Raw genomic sequence first — 18463 nt, forward strand, 5'->3', positions numbered from 1 at the left:
CAGCGCAGGCGCCGTCTCGGATCAATTTGATCTTGTCGCTCTCGCCTAAACCCGTCACTCTCCGCACATGTTTTTGCGCCTGATCAAATCCCTTATGGCCCTTGCGCTCATCCTGTGCTTTGCGGTGCCATCCGCGGCCGGTCAGGTCACAATCTTTGCTGCGGCCAGCCTGAAAACCGCGTTGGAGGATCTTGCGCCGGTTTTGGAAAATGACACCGGGCATGAGCTGACCCTGTCTTTTGCCGGCACCTCGGCGCTTGCGCGGCAGATCGAGTATGGCGCCCCTGCGGATATCTTTATTTCCGCCAATCCCGACTGGATGGATTATCTGGAGGCCAAGGGCCTGATCCAGCCCACCAGCCGGACGGATCTTGTTGGCAATCGGCTGGTCCTGGTGGGGCAGGGGGAGGCGGCTGATCTCAACAGCAGTTTCGACTTTGGTGCCCGTCTGAAGGGAGGGCGGCTTGCCATGGCCTTGGTTGATGCAGTGCCTGCCGGTATTTATGGCAAGGCGGCGCTGCAATCGCTTGGCAAGTGGGAGGCGCTGATGCCGCAGGTTGCGCAGGCCGATAATGTGCGCGCTGCCCTTGCCCTTGTGGCGCAGGGGGCCGCCCCGCTGGGGATTGTCTACGAAAGTGACGCAAACGCTGAACCACGCACCCAAGTTATCGGCGTCTTCCCGGCGGACACGCATCCACCGATCCGCTATCCGGCGGCCTTGACCGTGAGCGCCGCTGCTGAAGCGCGCGAGGTGCGCGACTGGCTGCTGGGTTCTGTCGCGCAGGACAGTTTCCGGGCACATGGGTTTCAGGTTCCGGGGCAGGGGACGCAATGATGGACTGGCTTGGGCCACAGGAATGGGACGCGGTGCGCCTGTCGCTCAAGGTTGCCTTCTGGGCAACGCTGCTGGCCTTGCCGCCGGGGGTGCTGGTGGCGTTGCTCCTCGCACGAGGGCAGTTTTTCGGCAAACAGATCCTGAACGGACTGGTGCATTTGCCGCTGGTCATGCCGCCGGTGGTGACAGGGTATCTGCTTCTGGTCGGATTTGGTCCCAACGGGCCTTTGGGCTGGTTGTTCGGACAGATCGGTGTGGTGTTTGCCTTCCGCTGGACGGGGGCCGCCCTGGCCGCAGCCATCATGGGGTTTCCTTTGATGGTGCGGGCCATCCGCCTGTCGATCGAGGCGGTGGATCGCAAGCTGGAACAGGCCGCCTCGACCCTTGGGGCCTCGCAGATCGTGGTGTTTTTCACCGTCACCTTGCCGTTGATCCTGCCTGGCCTGCTGACCGGTGCAATCCTGGCCTTCGCCAAGGCGATGGGAGAGTTCGGTGCCACCATTACCTTTGTGTCCAACATTCCCGGTCAGACCCAAACCCTGCCATCGGCCATTTACGCGTTCTTGCAGGTGCCAGGTGGCGAGGCTGCGGCCACGCGCCTGGTGGTGATCTCAATCGCCATCGCGATGGTCGCTCTTGTCGCCTCGGAAGTGCTGGCGCACCGATTGGCCAAACGGATCGGGGGCGAGGATGCTTGACGTCCGGCTGAAACACCGGTTCTCCGGCATGGATCTGGATTTGGAATTTACCGCTCCGGATGGGCTCACCGTGCTCTATGGGGCGTCCGGGTCCGGCAAGACAACTGTCGTGAATGCAGTGGCGGGTCTGTTGCGCCCGGATCAGGGTGGGGTTGTGATTGGGGATGAGGTGCTGGGGGATACGTCACGCGGGATCTGGCTGCCGCCACACAAGCGCGGGTTGGGCTATGTGTTTCAGGAAGCGCGGCTGTTTCCACACCTGACCGTGCGCCAGAACCTTTCTTACGGGGGCTGGTTTGGCCGCCGCCCCTCGGCGCCCGACACCGTTGCCAGTTTTGATCAGGTGATCGACATGCTGGGTATCGCCCCGTTGCTTGCCCGTCGTCCCGCCAGCCTCTCAGGCGGGGAAAAACAGCGTGTTGCCATTGGGCGTGCCTTGCTGGCCCGTCCAAGATTGCTTTTGGCGGATGAACCCCTTGCGGCGCTGGATCAGGCGCGGAAGTCTGAAATTCTGCCCTATTTTGAACGGCTGCGGGATGAGATTGCTTTGCCGATCCTCTATGTCTGTCATGCCCCAGAAGAGGTCGCGCGTCTGGCAACCACCGTTGTGGCGCTGGATCAGGGGCGGATCCTCAAAGTGGGGCCGGCAGAAGACGTGCTGGCAGATCCGGGCTTTACCCCGCAAGGCCCCCGTGCCGTGGGCGCCATTTTGCGGGCGCAGGTGGCTGTTCAGCACGAGGATGGCCTGACCGAGCTTGACGCAGGAGGCGTGCCGCTTTTTGTTCCACATATCCAAAAACCTACCGGGAGTAGGCTGCGCCTGCGCATTGCCGCTCAGGATGTGATCCTGGCCCGGGATCTGCCCGGTGATATGTCTGCGCTCAATATCTTGCCGGGGGTCATTGAAGAGCTGCGTGTGGGGGATGGTCCGGGGGCGATCGTATCCCTGTCGACCCCTGCAGGAAAACTCCTGGCCCGGATCACCCGCCGTTCCGCCGACGCCATGCAGCTTTCACCGGGCCAGCCCATGAACGCGATTGTGAAAACGGTTGCCATCGCTCCCGAGGATGTGGGACGTTAACCTCCCCTTTTCCCTTTGCCCTAAATATCCCGGGGTGAGATCCTGCTCAAAGAGCGGGATCGAGGGGCAGCGCCCCTGCCGCATCGCGGCTGGAAAAACAGCCGAGCAAAGCGAGGCCACCCCCGCCACTCCCAAGCAGCGGTGATCCTCGCAGAGGATCAACCGCGCGCGGGAGCCTCACCTCCGTCGGGAAAAATGCCGGGGTCCTGAGTGGGTAATCATATCCATCGACAATGTGTGGTCCATGTTGCGCATCCGATGACGCAGCATCTGTCGGGACATGCGTGCGAGATCCGTCGCGTATGAGGGGTTCTGCGCCAGATTCTCAGTCTCGCCGTTTGCGCGGTGGTCAAATAGGATCGGGTCCAGTGTTTCATCTGCAAATTCAATCAGCGTCAGGTGGTTGTCACGCAGGATCGACAGGTTGGACGTGCTGGGGTCTGTTCCGAGCTCCTGTTCCCACCGGGTTGGGTTTTCGGGATCCGCAAAATCCAGTTCTGAAAAGGAATAGCGCCGCCAATCCGAAGGGATTTCGCCTTGGGTCAATGGCAGGAGCGAGCGGCCATCAACGGAGTTTGGCACCTCCTGTCCAACCCAGTCGAGGATCGTGGGCATCAGGTCAATCGACTCGGTGGGTTGGGAAACCCGCTCTCCGGCCCGAGGGTCATTGCCGGGCAAGCGTATGATCAATGGCGTATGATAGGCCGCATCATGCACGGTCATCTTCCCCCAGAGGTGATGATCCCCCAGCATTTCGCCGTGATCAGCGGTCACGATCAGCAATGTGTCGTCATATTGGCCGCTGTCTTTCAGGAACTGAACGACCCGTCCGATGTGATGATCTACCTCAGTGGCCAGCCCCAGATAAACGGCGCGCAGGGTCTGGATGGCCTCATCTGTCGGGGACAGATCAGGGAACCCTTTGACAAAATCTGCCGCGGTGCTGCTTTTCTGAGCGGGGGTAAAATACGGGTGCAGGGCCGCGTCCATTTCAGCACTGTCCAGCCGGTTGGGCAGGGGCAGCCCCGCAGGGTCATACATGTCATTATAGGGGGCAGGTGCCACCAACGGAGGGTGGGGGCGAATATAGGTCAGATGTGCAAACCAGCCCTGTTTTGCATAGGCATCCATCGTTTCCAGAAACCGGCCGGTCAGAAACGCCGTGTCGCTGTGTTCGGCCTTGTAAAGTGCGGGATCATTCAGCTTTGGGGGGTTGCCGCTTGGGGAGACCGGTTTGTAAAGGTCCCAGTAATCGTCAAACTGATACCCGTTGCGGATCAGGTAACTTTGCCAGGGCAGCGATTGTTCCAGACGCATTTCGAGCATCTCGTGAAACCCTGCCATCGGATATTCATAGCTTTGCACAGCGGGATCGTTGGGGTGGTGAATGCGCGGGTCGCCGGATGTGTCGGTATACCCAAACAGCATCGGCAAATACCCCGCCTTGCGCATTTCCGTCGCCACATTTGGCGTGTCATGGCGCAGCGGGGTGCCATTTCGGACCGAGCGGTGGTTCATTGAATATTGCCCGGTCAGGATCGAGGCACGTGACGGGCCGCACGGGTTGACCACCGAAAAATGGCGTTCGAATGAAACGGCATCCCGCATCAGGTTGCGCAGGTTGGGCAGGTCGACATGATCTGCCATCGCGCCACTCACGCAATCCGCGCGCAACTGGTCGATGATGATAAAGAGCACGTTCTTGCGGGGCGGTGTCTGGGCTGTCATGGGATTCCCGATCGGTAATGACCTCTGTTCCCTCTGAACAGGTCGCATATCTGTGCTTGCGTCAAGATTGGAGTGTGGCCCGCGCGTGTTGATGGCTCAGGAAAGGATGATTTCGGTTTTTCACGAATCAGCCTGATCCTGCCAAAGGGTGGTCGGGGAAATTCAATTCAGGTGTCGCAAAACTGTGATCTCCCCGTGGAAAAACGAGGTTTCGTTGCTCCGTGACAAGAGAAGGAAGGAAATGCTACGCTCAGCTCTAGGGCCAATTGGACCGAAAAAGGATTTTCAATTGGCGCTATCCGTTGTGCCGGAAATTACCAAAACTAATGACACAATCAAAAAAACAAATCCAACGGGAGTTTGTCATGACAACCAAACACAACCTTACCCGCCGCTCGGTGCTGAAGGGTGCGACCACAATGGGGGCCGCTGCTCTGGCATCGCCGCTCTATGTGAAATCTGCCCTGGCCTCGTCGGGTGAGATCAATATCCTGATGTGGTCGGATTACCTGCCGCCCGAGTTCATCGCGGGTTTCGAGGCTGAGACCGGCATCAAGGTGAATTATACCGGGATCGGGTCGAACGAAGAAATCATCAACAAGATGAAGGCCACCAAGGGCCAGGGGTTCGACATCGTATCGCCGACCAACAACCGGTCCCTGCAATGGGGCCCGCTTGAGCTTCTGAAACCGTTTGACCTGAACAAGGTCAATCTGGATGCGGTCAACCCGGCCATGTCGAAGATCGGCACGGATGCATGGGACTTTGGCGGCAACGGGGCACATTGGCTGCCGCATATCTGGGGCACCGAAGGGATTGCCTACCGCACCGACAAATGGCTGCCGGCGGGTGATGCGCCGAGCTATGGCGATGTCTGGTCGGAAGAGAATGCCGGCAAGACCATGGGGCGTGCGCATTCGATGATGCTGGGTGCCGGTCTTTACATGGAGCGTTCGGGTGAGATGGAGCCGGGTTCGATCTGGGCTGCCTACAACGATGAAGAAACCATGCGCAAAGTCTGGGGTCAGGTGGCGGATTGGTGCATTGCACGCAAGTCACGCATCAAACTGATCTGGAACGATGCCGACACCCAGAAAAACGGCCTGCTGAACGAAGGTGTTGTGGTTGGCCAGACTTGGGATGGTCCGCCTCTGGCACTGAAATCTGCGGGTGAGCCCGTGCATTACCAAGCGCCCGTTGAGGGGGCGATGGCCTGGGTCGACGGCATGTCGATGCCAATTGGTGCGAAAAATGAAGAGCAGGTTTATGCTTTCATCGACTACGCCTATCGCAAGGAACCGGCCGGCAAGGCGATTGATAGCCACGGCTACAACTCGCCGGTGCTGGGTGCCGACACCTATTCGGGCGACACCTATAAAAAGAACTTTGCCGAAGCCTACCCTGGCGACAGCCTTGCGAACCTGAACCCATGGCCGGCTGAGGCCCCGTGGTATGCGGATGTCCGCACCGAGTTCGTCAACAAGTTCAAGAGCGCCTGATCGTTCTGACTTATCGGCCCTGCCTGTGACGGGCAGGGCCAACCAACCGTTTTCAACAGGCTCAGCTGTCAACCCTTCACGAGGGAACAAGAGAGCTATGTGCCAATGAGGAGAAGCCATATGAGTGCCGGAGTAGGCGTCGATCTGGAAAACCTGTGGATCCGCTTTGGGGACTTCGTCGCCGTGCGCGATGCCAATGTGAACATCAAAGGGGGCGACTTCTTTTCGTTCCTCGGGCCATCGGGCTGTGGCAAGACCACCATCCTGCGGGCGGTATCGGGTTTTCTGGACCCCAGCGAAGGCAATGTGCTGATCGGTGGGAAAAACATGAAGGGCATCGGGCCGAACAAACGCCCGACCGCCCTGATCTTTCAGAACCTTGCGCTTTTCCCACTGATGAAAATCTGGGAAAATATTACCTTTTCGATGGAGATCCAAGGTGCCAGCGCGCGGGAGCGTCGCAAGCGTGCAGATGAGCTTCTGGACATGATCGCGCTGCCGGGGCAGGGCGACAAACTGCCGTCCGAGCTTTCGGGGGGTCAGAAACAACGTGTGGCAATTGCCCGTGCGCTTTGTGCGGAACCCGATGTGCTGCTGCTTGACGAACCTCTGTCGGCGCTGGACCTCAAGCTGCGCCAGCATATGCGCACCGAGCTGCGGGAGATCCAGCAGCGTGTTGGCATCACCTTCATCTACATCACCCATGACCAGGGTGAAGCTCTGACCATGTCTGACGATATCGCGGTGATGCGGGCCGGTGTGATCGACCAGATTGCCGATGGCAAGACCATCTACAATGACCCGGCAACCGCCTTTGCGGCCAGCTTTGTTGGTGAGAACAATGTCTTCCGCGGCAAGGTCAGCAAAATCATCGGAAATGAGGCCCTGATCAGCACCAACCGCTCAGGCGAACTGCACGCGCGGATTTCCACTGCCAACCACGGAAAGTTGCAGGTTGGTGACGATGCCATGATGTTCATCCGACCAGAGGCGCTTTCGCTGGCTCCCACCGGGACCACGGGGGATCACTTCGTGACCGCGCAGGTGACCCATGAGGAGTTTGAGGGCAACACCTATAACATCTTCACCGAGGGTGATGGCGGCAAGGAGATCAAGATTTCCATCCCCAATCTGGGCCAGTCGTTTGAAGATCACACCGGCCAACCCATTACGCTGGAATATGACGTCAACAACGCGGTTGTTGTGCCTGCCGGCGAATTGGCAAGCGAGTAAGGAGGACAGATATGCCTGGCTTCCTGAAAGAATTTTTCAATCGCAACGGCACGCTTATGGGGTCGATCATGTTGGGGCTTGTCCTCTTCTGGGTCGTGGGCCTGATCATACTGCCCCAGCTGTCGATGCTTGATTTCTCGTTCCGGCCCAACCTGCCGCCCCCGGAGATCGGCGGGCCAAAGGACGTCTATACGCTGGAGAACTACAAATACCTGATCTATGGCCCGGAAGGTGGGTCGCAGGATTATAATGCGGTGGACCTGAAAGTGTTCTTCCGCACGCTGGTGGCCGCAGTCTGTGTGACCATCTTCAACCTGCTGTTCTGTTATCCGATCGCTTATTATCTGGGACAGAGCAAAGGCAATCACATTCGCATCTTCGCCCTGATGCTGATCATTCCCTATTGGATCAACGAGATCCTGCGGGCCTTTGCCCTGCGGATTATCTTTGGCGAAAGCGGGGTGTTGAACACGCTCCTTGTGGGCACCGGGATCTTTGACACGCCGTTTGATTTTATCCGCAATGACATCGCGCTTTATGCTGGTCTGGGCTATGCCTACATCCTGTTGATGATCTTCCCGATGTATAACGTGATCGAAAGCCTTGATGGCAACCAGATCGAGGCCGCCCGTGATCTGGGCGCGCCCTGGTGGCGGATCCATTGGCGGGTGGTGATCCCTTACGCCAAACCGGGGATCAGCTCGGGCTGCACCATGGTGTTCATGTTGTCCGCCGGTGCGCTGGCGGCGCCGCAGATCCTTGGCGGTCCGTCGTCGCTCTGGTTCACCCAGCTGATATACCAGCAGTTCAACGACAACTCTGACTGGCCACAGGGGGCAGCCTACGCAATTGTCCTTCTGGTCACCTGTATTCTGCTGGTTCTGGCAGTGATGCGCCTGTTCAAAGTGAACATGGGGGATATCGGCAAATGAGCTCTGATAAAATCATCCGTATCTCGATCTGGATCTATCTGGGCATCTTCTTTGCCTATCTTCTGGGTCCGCTGATCATCATGTCGATGACGGCGTTCAACTCGCCAACATTTCCCAGCATGACCCCATGGGAGTGCCTGACCTTCGACTGGTTTGGGGTTCTGTTTCAAGATGAGCGTATCCTTACGGGCATCTGGAACTCGATCCTGGTGGGGGCTGGCACGGTGATCCTGTCGGTGTCGATGGGGCTGGCGGGGGCGCTGATGCTGACCCAGATCTGGCCCAAGCTGCGCGCCACCTACTACACCATTATCATTGCGCCGATCCTTATTCCCGGCGTGGTGCTGGGGATCTCGACCCTGGTGTTCTGGGATCGCATCAACCGGATGCTGGGGCTGGGGGCGGACAGCTTTCTGTCAAACGGGCTGTTTCTGACCATTATCGGTCAGTCCACTTTTATCGCCAGCTATTGCATGCTGGTGCTGGTGGCCCGTCTGCAGCGTTATGACACCACGCTGACCGAAGCGGCGCTGGATCTGGGGGCCACCCATGCCCAGGCCTTCCGCAAGGTCATGCTTCCGTTCATGTTCCCGGCAATTGCGTCTGCGGCGGTGCTGGCGTTCCTCGCCTCGTTCGAGAACTACAACACCACCACCTTCACCTTCGGGGAATACCCGACGCTGACCATCGAACTGGCGCAGAAAGTGCGTTACGGGATCAACCCGTCAATCTCGGCCCTGGCCTTCATGATCGTCGCCCTGACCGTGATTTTTGCCCTGATCAACGAGGCGAATATCAAACGCAAGGCCCTGGTTGCCGAGGCGCGCAAGGATGCCACTGTAAGTGAGCTTGCCGGGAAGGTCGAAGTGCCCGGCATCATTAGCCGCAACCCGGCCGCGATTGCACTGATCGTGGTGCTGATCGGCATGGCTTCGGTGATTGGCTCGGCGATGGCCTATAGTCCTGATCAATGTATCGCGGGCGTGCAGGAGCAAAAGCGCCTGGAAACCGAGCGTCGCATTCAGGAGCTGCGCGACAAACGCGCCAAGGAAGCCGCTGAGAAAGCCCAGCAACAGGGCGGGGCAGGGGCGCAAACGGCACCGAAGCCTTCGAACAACTCGGGGTTTGGAAACGTGTTTGCACCAAACACCCTTGGTGGCGATGAAGGCAACGCGGGAGGAGAGGCTGCCCCGTCAGACAGTGGTGGCAACAACTCCGGGTTCGGAAATGTGTTTGATCCAAATGCACTGAATTCCGACGGAAATTGATCCACCAATAAACCAATAAAACGGCCCGCTTTGTGCGGGCCGTTTTGTTTTTGGGTGGGTTCGGGAATTGTCACTTTTCTGTTTCATACTTCATTTATTCATGAAATATGGAAGTCTTTAAAAGGGGACCGCCTCATGGACAAGTTACAGATTGAACGCCTCACAGCTTTGGGGCATGCAGGCCGCATGGCGCTCTATCGCCTGCTGGTGCGGCGCTATCCGGATTATGTCGCGTCGGGTGATCTTGCTGAAATTCTGGGTCAGCGCACCAATACCATGTCGGTCTATCTGGGAACATTGCTGCGCGCCGGTCTGATTGAACAAAAACGTGAGGGCCGCAGCCAGCTTTACCGCTTTGACCCGGACGGGGCCGATAGTCTGACAAGCTATCTTTACAAGGATTGCTGCCGGGGACGCCCTGCCAATTGTGCGGTGCCGGAGATCTTTTCCACGCCGCGTGAAAAGCAGAAAGTTCTGTTCCTTTGCACCGGAAATTCGGCCCGCTCAATCATGGCAGAGGTGATCCTGCGCGACCTTGCCGGTGGACGGTTTGAGGTCCGTTCGGCAGGCACCCGACCCGCCGTGGCGCTGAACCCGATCTGTTTGCAGATTTTGCAGGACAAGGGGCATGACGTGACGGGGCTGCGCCCCAGGCATATGTCTGACCTGAAGGACGAGGTGTTCGACTTTGTGTTCACCGTCTGTGACCGGGCCGCAAACGAAGATTGTCCGAGCTGGCCGGGTTTGCCAGTGACGGCCCATTGGGGCGTGCCGGATCCGGCAACGCCGCAAAACCACTCTACCCCAGCCGAGATGTTGCTGGGGTTTCAGCGGGTATATGGCGAACTCCATCGTCGTCTGACCCTGTTTGCAGCACTTGATGTTCCCGCGCTGGACCGCCTGTCGCTGCAAAACGAACTTGATGAAATTTCCCAGTCTGGAGAAAAGAAATGACCACCTACGCGATCAATGGCTTGGGCCGGATGGGCAAGCTTGCCCTGCGCCCGCTTCTGGAACGCGGCGCCAAAATCGCCTTTCTGAACGATGCGGTCGGCGACCCCGAGATGCATGCGCATCTGTTGGAGTTTGACACGGTGCATGGCCGTTGGCCTGCCGAATTTGCCCACGATGCGGACAGCATTACCATCGACGGCACCCGCCTGCCGGTGACCTGCACCCGCACTCTGGAAGAGCTGCCTTTGAACGGAGTTGACGTGGTGATCGACTGCACCGGTGCTTTCAAAACCGCTGCGAAACTCGCGCCTTACTTTGCGGCAGGGGTGAAAAAGGTGGTGGTCTCGGCCCCCGTGAAAGAAGACGAAGCCGCCAATATCGTTTTTGGTGTGAATGACCACATCTATGACGCGGAGATCCACCGCATCGTCACCGCCGCCAGCTGCACCACCAATTGTCTCGCGCCCGTGGTGAAAGTGGTTCTGGACAATTTCGGCATCAAGCACGGATCCATGACCACAATCCACGACGTGACCAACACGCAAACCATCGTGGACCGCCCCGCCAAAGATCTGCGCCGTGCCCGTTCCGCGCTGAATTCACTGATCCCCACCACCACCGGCTCGGCCAAGGCGATCACTCAGATTTTCCCGGAACTGACCGGCAAGCTCAATGGCCATGCGGTGCGGGTGCCACTCTTGAATGCCTCGCTGACCGACATCGTGTTTGAGCTGGAGCGTGAGACCACGGCGGAGGAGGTGAACGCGGCCTTCAAAGCGGCTGCTGAAGGGCCGCTCAGGGGCATTCTGGGCTATGAGGACCGCCCGCTGGTGTCCACCGACTACACCAATGATGACCGCAGTTCGATCATTGATGCGCTTTCGACCATGGTTGTGAACGGCACCCAACTGAAGATTTACGCCTGGTATGATAATGAATGGGGCTATGCGATGCGTCTGGCAGATGTGGCCCTGATGGTGGGGAAATCACTGTGACGCAGCCTGAAGGACGGCCCAGGGGCTTGGCGGCCTATATGGCCGTCACTGCCGCCTATTGGGCGTTCATGTTAACCGATGGTGCACTGCGCATGTTGGTGCTGTTGCACTTTCACACGCTGGGGTTTTCGCCGGTTGAGCTGGCCTATCTCTTTGTTTTGTATGAGATCGCAGGGGTCATCACCAACCTGTCTGCGGGCTGGATTGCCGCGCGGTTTGGCCTGACATCGACGCTGTATGCGGGGCTTGGGCTTCAGATCATCGCCCTTCTGGCGCTGACACAATTGGACCCGACATGGACCGTCACCCTGTCCGTGGCCTATGTGATGTTGGTGCAGGGCGCATCTGGCGTGGCGAAGGATCTGGCGAAAATGTCGTCGAAATCGGCGGTCAAGCTGCTCGCCCCCACCGAAGGCGATGGGCTCTTCCGCTGGGTCGCCGTGCTGACCGGATCGAAAAACGCGGTGAAAGGGCTGGGCTTTTTGCTGGGCGCGGCGCTTTTGGCGCTCGCCGGGTTCAACGCGGCCCTGTTTGGTATGGCCGCTGTGCTGGGCGTGATCCTCGCGGCCATCATGGCAAAAATGCCCACGGGCCTGCCAACCGGGCGCAAAGATGCCAAATTCCGAGAGGTCTTTTCCAAGAACCGAAATATCAACTGGCTCAGCTTCGCCCGCGTCTTCCTGTTCGGCGCGCGGGATGTGTGGTTTGTGGTCGGCATCCCGATCTATTTCCATGCTGTTTTGTCAGATGGCAGTCCCAAAGGGGATCACAGGGCGTTTTTTCTGGTGGGCGGATTTATGGCGCTCTGGATCATCTTCTACGGCGTGGTGCAGGCCAATGCGCCGCGGCTTTTGCGGGCCAAGTCGCGCGGGGCAGAGGAGTTGACCCGGCTGGCAACCCGCGCGGTCGTATGGCTTGCATTGGTGCCTGCGGCGCTGGCATTGGTGACTTATCTGGCGGGATCCGCCGCGATGTGGCTTACCCTCACTCTGGTGGTCGGACTTTTGCTCTTCGGTGCGCTCTTTGCGCTGAACTCGTCCCTGCATTCCTACCTGATCCTCGCCTTTACCGATGAAAAACGGGTCACGATGGATGTGGGCTTTTACTATATGGCAAATGCTGCCGGGCGGCTGATCGGAACGGTCCTGTCTGGTGCAAGTTACCAGCTTGGCGGATTGCCCGCCTGTCTGGCCGTGGCCGCCATAATGCTGGGCCTGTCTGCACTCGGCGCGGCGCGATTGTCGCCGCAACAGGCCACGTAAAAATCGCCCCGGCCTGTTTTGACCGGGGCGGCGCTTCATTTCTTCTTCATGGCATCCAGCAATGCAGACCCAAGCCCACCCACCTGAGGCCCGCCCGATGATTTCGGGCCGGAGGACATATTGCGCCCACCCGGTTTGCCGCCACGCGGCGGGCGGCGGTCATGTTGCTTGCACGGACCCCGTGCATTGCGATCTTCCTTTGCGGACGCCCCGCCATCCTTGCGCATGGTCAACCCAATACGTTTGCGCGGAATGTCCACCTCGGTCACCGTCACCTTGACCACATCACCGGTTTTCACCACCTCATGCGGGTCTTTCACGAACCGATCAGCCAGTTGGCTGATATGCACCAGCCCATCCTGATGCACCCCGATATCCACAAAGGCTCCGAAGGCCGCCACATTGGTCACCGTGCCTTCCAACACCATACCGGGTTTCAGGTCAGAGATTTCCTCCACCCCATCGGTGAAGCTCGCAGTTTTGAAGCTGGGTCGCGGGTCGCGGCCCGGTTTTTCCAGTTCCGAAAAGATGTCGCGCACGGTGGGCAGGCCAAAATCACCACTGACAAAATCCGCGGCTTTCAGGGATTTCAATGCGCCTTCATTGCCCATCAGATCCCGCAGATCCCGCCCGCAGGCAGACACGATTTTGCGTGCGACATCATAGGCTTCCGGGTGTACGGCTGAGGCATCCAGAGGTTCTTCCCCGTCCCGGATCCGCAAAAAACCCGCGCATTGTTCAAACGCGCGCGGACCAAGGCCCGAGACCTTCAGCAGTGCCTTGCGTGACGGGAACGCGCCGTTGATGTCGCGATGGGTCACGATGGATTGTGCCAGCGACGAGGACAGGCCCGAGACATGCGCAAGCAGCGGGGCCGAGGCCATGTTCAGGTCCACCCCCACCGCGTTCACCGCGTCCTCGACCACGGCTTCCAGCGATTTTGACAGGCGGCGCTGGTCCACGTCATGCTGATATTGCCCAACGCCGATTGACTGCGGGTCGATTTTCACCAGCTCGGCCAGCGGGTCCTGCAAGCGCCGCGCAATCGACACAGCGCCACGCAGCGATACGTCGAGGTCCGGGAATTCCTTTGCGGCCAGTTCGGACGCGGAATAAACCGATGCCCCAGCCTCGCTGACCACCACCTTAGTTGGGGCTTTGGCGCCCGTAGGCAGGCGTTTGAGCGTGTCGGCGACCAGGCGCTCGGTCTCGCGCGAGGCTGTGCCGTTGCCGATGGCAATCAGTTCAATATTGTGTTTGGCGATCAACGCAAGAAGTGCCGCGTGTGATCCCTGCACGTCCATTCTTGGCTGAAATGGGTAAAGCGTGGCCGTGTCCAAAAGCTTGCCGGTGGCATCCACAACCGCGGCCTTCACTCCGGTGCGAATGCCCGGATCCAGACCCAATGTGGCGCGCGGCCCGGCCGGGGCGGCCAGCAGCAAATCCTTGAGGTTGCGGGCAAAAACATCAATCGCTTCGTCATGGGCGCGGGCACGCAGGTCCCCCATCAGGTCAAGCGTCATCGACAGCGCAAGTTTTACCCGCCACGCCCAGCGGGCGACGGTGCGCAGCCACTCATCCCCGGGGGTTTGACCGCTGGCTTCCAATCGGGCCGCAACCATATCCACCGCCCGTGTCGCGCCCTCTTCATCGGGCGCAATATCAAGTGTGATCACCCCTTCCTTCGAGGCGCGCAGCATGGCCAGAGCCCGGTGTGACGGGGTTTTTGACCACAATTCCTGATGATCGAAATAATCCGAGAACTTTGCCCCGGCCTGTTCCTGACCTGAGACAAGTTTGGCCGTCAGAAGGGCTTCGCGCTGCATGAATATACGCAGCGCGCCGACAAGTTCCGCATTTTCAGAGAGCTCTTCGACCAGGATATCCCGCGCGCCATTGAGCGCGTCTTTCACCGTTGGCACAGCCTCGGTCACGAAGGCTTCGGCGTGGGTTTCGGGGGCAATGGTTCGGTTGCTGCGGATTTTGTCCAGCAGCGGTTCCAGCCCGTTTTCCCGTGCGATCATCGCCTTGGTACGGCGCTTGGGTTTATAGGGCAGATAAAGGTCTTCGAGCGTGGATTTCGTGTCTGCCGCCGCGATGGATCTGGCCAGCTCTTCGGTGAGTTTGCCCTGATCCCTGATGCTGCCCAGAATGACCTCGCGCCGGGCTTCCAGCTCACGCAGATAGGACAGCCGATCGGCAAGTGTGCGCAGCTGGGTGTCATCCAGCCCGCCGGTGACTTCTTTCCGGTATCGGGCGATGAAGGGCACGGTGGCGCCGCCATCAAGCAACTCCACTGCTGCATTAACTTGTTGGGAAGACGCAGAAATATCGGTCGCGATGGCCTGGGAAATGCGGGTGTTGGTGTCCATGATCTCTCCTGTTCGGATGACCTGTTTAGCGTCAGTTCCGAGGCTGGGGAAGGGGGAATGACAGGGTGTGCTGGCGGATTATCGCCCGCGTTTGGTTGAGAGCAGCAGGTTGGTTTCGGACCGCGTAATGCCTTCCATCCGACGGATGGTAAACAGCACCTGATCCAGTTCTTCCAGCGTCTGAGTGCCGATTTCGGCAATCAGGTCCCAGGTGCCGTTTGTGGAATGCACAGCCATGACCTGCGGAAGGGCCGCGACGCGGGACATCAGTCGTTCGGTGCCGCGCCCCTCGATGCCCAGCATCATCAGCCCCCGAACGGGGTTGGGGGCCACGTCCTGCCGGGTGACAACGGTGAAGCCAACCACCTCGCCCCGCGCCTTGAGGGCGTCAAGCCGACTGCGCACCGTGGTGCGTGTGACCCCAAGGTGGTCGGCAAGCTCTGACACGGAGGCACGGCCATCGCGATGCAGAAGCGTCAGGAGGCGAGTGTCCAATTTGTCCATCAATGCTCACCAATTTGATTAATGCTGGCTCATTTTGAGCAATTTAATCCCTTCCGGCAAGCCGGATCCTCGCGAATAGATGAGATATGGAACAGAAAAACATCATTCTCGTTGGGATCCCGATGGATTCGGGCAAGCGGCGTCAGGGGTGCCGGATGGGCCCGGATGCCTATCGGGTGGCTGGACTGGCCGAGGCGCTGACCGCGCTTGGGCATCAGGTGGAAGATATCGGGGATGTGGTCCCCGATCCGGAGAACATGCCCGCGCATGACCATCTGGTTCAGCTGCCGGAATGTGTCGGTTGGACACGGGCCTTGACCCGCACGGCACAGGTTTCTGCGGCGCGAGGGATGCCGATTTTTCTGGGCGGAGATCATGCGCTGGCGATGGGCTCGGTGGCCGGGATGGCGGCCTATGCCAAGTCGCAGGGGCGCCCTCTTTTCGTCCTTTGGCTGGATGCGCATACGGATTTCCACACGCCACAAAGCACCGAGAGTGGCAACCTGCACGGCTGTCCGGTCGCATATTTTACCGGGCAGCCGGGGTTTCATGATTTTCCCGCGCTGGACGCCAAGGTTGAGGTCGAACATGTGGGCATGATGGGGCTGCGCTCGGTCGATCCTGCGGAACATGCGGCGCTGGCCAAACATAATGCGATGCTGGCCGATATGCGGGCGATTGATGAACATGGGATCAAGGCGCCCCTGGTGTCTTTTCTGGATCGGGTGAAAGCGGCAAACGGGATGCTGCATGTGTCGCTGGATGTGGATTTTCTGGATCCATCCATCGCGCCCGCGGTTGGCACAACCGTGCCCGGAGGGGCAACCGAACGCGAGGCGCATCTGGTGATGGAGCTTCTGTGTGACAGTGGGCTTGTGACCTCTTTGGATCTGGTGGAGCTGAACCCGTTTCTGGATGAACGCGGGCGTACGGCCATGCTGATGGTGGACCTCACCGCCTCGCTTCTGGGGCGGCGTGTGTTTGATCGCCCCACCCGGAGCTTCTGATGATTGCGCTGCAGGCCCCCAGTGCGGTGGTCATGATCCGACCCCATGCCTTCATGTCAAATCCCGAGACACGGGATGACAACGCGTTTCAGACCCTGTCGAACCGGTCGGCAAAAGCGACGTCGGTGGCGGCGCGCGACGAACATGATGCGGCGGTTGAGGCTTTGCGGTCCGCCGGGGTTCGGGTGCATGTATTTGATGATCTGGGGGAAAAGAACACGCCGGACAGCGTGTTTCCGAACAACTGGTTTTCCACCCATCCCGGTGGTCATGTGGCCATCTACCCGATGTTTGTCCCGTCCCGACGCCGCGAACGGCGGGCTGACGTGATCGAGATGCTCAAGGCGGAATACCGGGTGCAGGATGTGATTGATTACTCGGGACTTGAGGCCGACAATCTTGCCCTGGAAGGAACGGGGGCGATGGTGCTCGACCACCTGGCGCGCATTGCCTATACGGTGTCGTCCCATCGGGCCGATCCGGTGCTGCTGGAGCGGTTCTGCACCCATTTCAACTATGAACCCATGGTGTTTGAGGCACGCGATGCGCAGGGTCGGGATGTCTATCACACCAATGTCCTGATGGGGATCGGCGCCGATTATGCCCTGATCTGCCTTGATATGATCGTTGATCCGGTGCGGCGCGCCGAGCTGCGGGCACGGCTTGAAGAAACGGGGCGCAAGGTGATTGACCTCAGCCATGAGCAGATCGGTGAATTTGCCGGCAATGCGATTGAGCTGACCGGGCGGGACGGGCGCATTCTTGCCCTGTCCGAACGCGCCCTAAAGGCGCTGCGCTCGGATCAGATCGCCATTATCGAACAAAGTGCGGCGCCGTTGCCGCTCTCCATACCCACAATTGAAACTGCGGGTGGATCCGTGCGCTGCATGATTGCCGGCATCCATCTTGCTCGCCGTTAAGGAGCCATGACCATGCAACCGTCCGACAAGGCGCTGGTGCCTTTTGTATCCGTCGACCACATGATGAAACTGATCCACCATATCGGGCTGGAACAGATGATGACCGGGATCGCGGCCGAGATTGAACGCGATTTCAAACGTTGGGAAAGCTTCGACAAGACCCCGCGCGTGCCCGCCCATTCACCGCATGGGGTGATTGAGCTGATGCCGACCTCGGATGGTGAGGCCTATGGGTTCAAATATGTGAACGGGCATCCGAAAAACACTTCCGAAGGGTTGCAGACCGTAACCGCCTTTGGCCTGTTGGCGGATGTTTACACCGGTTATCCCACGCTTCTGACCGAAATGACGATCCTGACCGCGCTGCGCACGGCGGCGACCTCGGCCCTGGTGGGGAAATACCTCGCCCCCAAGGGTGCGACCACCATGGCGATGATCGGAAATGGCGCGCAGTCAGAGTTCCAATGTCTGGCCTTCAAGGCGCTTTGCGGCATCGACACGGTGCGCCTTTATGACACCGATCCGGCGGCAACTGCCAAATGCGCTGCAAACCTGGCCGGGCGCGGATTGAGTGTGGTGCAATGCAAGACCCCGGAAGAGGTGACCCTCGGGGCACAGATCATTACCACCTGCACGGCTGACAAGAAAAACGCCACGATCCTGACCGACAATATGATCGGCGCGGGTGTGCATATCAACGCGATCGGGGGGGATTGTCCGGGCAAGACCGAGCTGCACCGCGACATCCTGTTGCGCTCGGATATTTTCGTCGAATACCCGGAGCAGACCCGCATTGAAGGCGAGATTCAGGCGTTGGACGCTGATCATCCGGTCATTGAAATGTGGCAGGTTATGACCGGACAGGTCCCAGGTCGCAAGGACGATCGCCAGATCACGCTGTTTGACAGTGTCGGCTTTGCAATCGAGGACTTCTCGGCGTTGCGGTATGTCAAGCAAGCCATTGAAGGCACCGAGTTTTTTGAAACTCTGGACATGTTGGCCGATCCGGATGACCCACGGGATCTGTTCGGCATGGTCAATCGGGCGAAGTAACGCAACCATACCGCTTGGAGTGGGGCGCCCGCCCCGGTTTTCCCTAGCGTCAAAAAGCAATAAACTGCCGAGTATTCAATTCGGGTGGTGGCCGAATTCTATTGCGGTTAGGTTGGGGCAAG

At 59.1% G+C, this 18463-nt stretch carries 16 protein-coding genes; 13 read left to right on the plus strand and 3 right to left on the minus strand.

Going from position 1 to position 18463, the window contains the following annotated elements:
* Window positions 1-94: 94 nt before the first annotated feature.
* The 3 genes from modA to modC are packed head-to-tail and all read left to right on the plus strand — an operon-like array spanning window position 95 to window position 2614.
* Window positions 95-835 carry a molybdate ABC transporter substrate-binding protein gene (gene modA, locus XMD517_RS15245; protein WP_254450050.1) on the plus strand — a complete coding sequence of 247 codons (741 nt, stop codon included), beginning with the start codon at window positions 95-97 and terminating at the stop codon, window positions 833-835.
* Window positions 835-1533 (plus strand): molybdate ABC transporter permease subunit, encoded by a 699-nt coding sequence (gene modB / locus XMD517_RS15250; protein WP_173485592.1) that lies wholly within the window; start codon window positions 835-837, stop codon window positions 1531-1533. The genes modA and modB overlap by 1 nt, the downstream gene beginning before the upstream one ends.
* The gene (modC, locus tag XMD517_RS15255) at window positions 1526-2614 is read left to right on the plus strand and encodes a molybdenum ABC transporter ATP-binding protein (protein WP_173488164.1); all 1089 of its coding nucleotides are present in this window, start codon (window positions 1526-1528) and stop codon (window positions 2612-2614) included. The genes modB and modC overlap by 8 nt, the downstream gene beginning before the upstream one ends.
* Before the next feature lie 177 nt (window positions 2615-2791).
* Here modC and XMD517_RS15260 read toward each other — a convergent pair whose 3' ends face one another.
* Window positions 2792-4342, minus strand: coding sequence for an alkaline phosphatase family protein (locus XMD517_RS15260; protein WP_173488163.1), 1551 nt, complete (start codon window positions 4340-4342; stop codon window positions 2792-2794).
* A 365-nt stretch (window positions 4343-4707) separates the two neighbouring features.
* Here XMD517_RS15260 and XMD517_RS15265 point away from each other — a divergent pair, with 365 nt between their 5' ends.
* The 7 genes from XMD517_RS15265 to arsJ all read left to right on the plus strand — a co-directional run bounded on the left by XMD517_RS15265 (window position 4708) and on the right by arsJ (window position 12485).
* On the plus strand, window positions 4708-5841 hold the full coding sequence (locus XMD517_RS15265; protein WP_173488162.1) for a PotD/PotF family extracellular solute-binding protein: 1134 nt from the start codon (window positions 4708-4710) through the stop codon (window positions 5839-5841).
* 120 nt (window positions 5842-5961) lie between these two features.
* Window positions 5962-7074 carry an ABC transporter ATP-binding protein gene (locus XMD517_RS15270; RefSeq protein WP_173488161.1) on the plus strand — a complete coding sequence of 371 codons (1113 nt, stop codon included), beginning with the start codon at window positions 5962-5964 and terminating at the stop codon, window positions 7072-7074.
* Between the two features lie 11 nt (window positions 7075-7085).
* Window positions 7086-8006, plus strand: a complete 921-nt coding sequence (locus tag XMD517_RS15275) for an ABC transporter permease (RefSeq protein ID WP_173488160.1) — start codon at window positions 7086-7088, stop codon at window positions 8004-8006.
* Complete coding sequence (locus tag XMD517_RS15280) at window positions 8003-9274, plus strand: ABC transporter permease (protein WP_173488159.1); 1272 nt, start codon at window positions 8003-8005, stop codon at window positions 9272-9274. Before XMD517_RS15275 ends, XMD517_RS15280 begins: the two co-directional genes overlap by 4 nt.
* A gap of 135 nt (window positions 9275-9409) precedes the next feature.
* Window positions 9410-10228 carry a helix-turn-helix domain-containing protein gene (locus XMD517_RS15285; protein ID WP_173488158.1) on the plus strand — a complete coding sequence of 273 codons (819 nt, stop codon included), beginning with the start codon at window positions 9410-9412 and terminating at the stop codon, window positions 10226-10228.
* Window positions 10225-11223 carry an ArsJ-associated glyceraldehyde-3-phosphate dehydrogenase gene (locus tag XMD517_RS15290; RefSeq protein WP_173488157.1) on the plus strand — a complete coding sequence of 333 codons (999 nt, stop codon included), beginning with the start codon at window positions 10225-10227 and terminating at the stop codon, window positions 11221-11223. The genes XMD517_RS15285 and XMD517_RS15290 overlap by 4 nt, the downstream gene beginning before the upstream one ends.
* Window positions 11224-11261: 38 nt before the next feature.
* Window positions 11262-12485 carry an organoarsenical effux MFS transporter ArsJ gene (arsJ, locus tag XMD517_RS15295; protein WP_254450051.1) on the plus strand — a complete coding sequence of 408 codons (1224 nt, stop codon included), beginning with the start codon at window positions 11262-11264 and terminating at the stop codon, window positions 12483-12485.
* Between the two features lie 35 nt (window positions 12486-12520).
* Here the strand turns inward: arsJ and XMD517_RS15300 are convergent, their stop codons facing one another.
* Window positions 12521-14857, minus strand: coding sequence for a Tex family protein (locus tag XMD517_RS15300; protein ID WP_173488155.1), 2337 nt, complete (start codon window positions 14855-14857; stop codon window positions 12521-12523).
* Between the two features lie 78 nt (window positions 14858-14935).
* A complete protein-coding gene (locus XMD517_RS15305; protein WP_173488154.1) occupies window positions 14936-15361 on the minus strand; it encodes an Lrp/AsnC family transcriptional regulator in 426 nt (141 codons plus the stop codon).
* Window positions 15362-15447: 86 nt separating this feature from the next.
* Between XMD517_RS15305 and rocF the strand changes: the two genes are divergently transcribed.
* The 3 genes from rocF to XMD517_RS15320 are packed head-to-tail and all read left to right on the plus strand — an operon-like array spanning window position 15448 to window position 18341.
* On the plus strand, window positions 15448-16368 hold the full coding sequence (rocF, locus tag XMD517_RS15310) for an arginase (RefSeq protein ID WP_173488153.1): 921 nt from the start codon (window positions 15448-15450) through the stop codon (window positions 16366-16368).
* Window positions 16368-17288, plus strand: a complete 921-nt coding sequence (gene ctlX, locus XMD517_RS15315; protein WP_173488152.1) for a citrulline utilization hydrolase CtlX — start codon at window positions 16368-16370, stop codon at window positions 17286-17288. The genes rocF and ctlX overlap by 1 nt, the downstream gene beginning before the upstream one ends.
* Window positions 17289-17300: 12 nt before the next feature.
* A complete protein-coding gene (locus tag XMD517_RS15320) occupies window positions 17301-18341 on the plus strand; it encodes an ornithine cyclodeaminase (protein ID WP_371734359.1) in 1041 nt (346 codons plus the stop codon).
* Window positions 18342-18463: the final 122 nt, after the last annotated feature.

Source organism: Aliiroseovarius sp. xm-d-517, assembly GCF_013283135.1.
GTDB lineage: Bacteria > Pseudomonadota > Alphaproteobacteria > Rhodobacterales > Rhodobacteraceae > Aliiroseovarius > Aliiroseovarius crassostreae.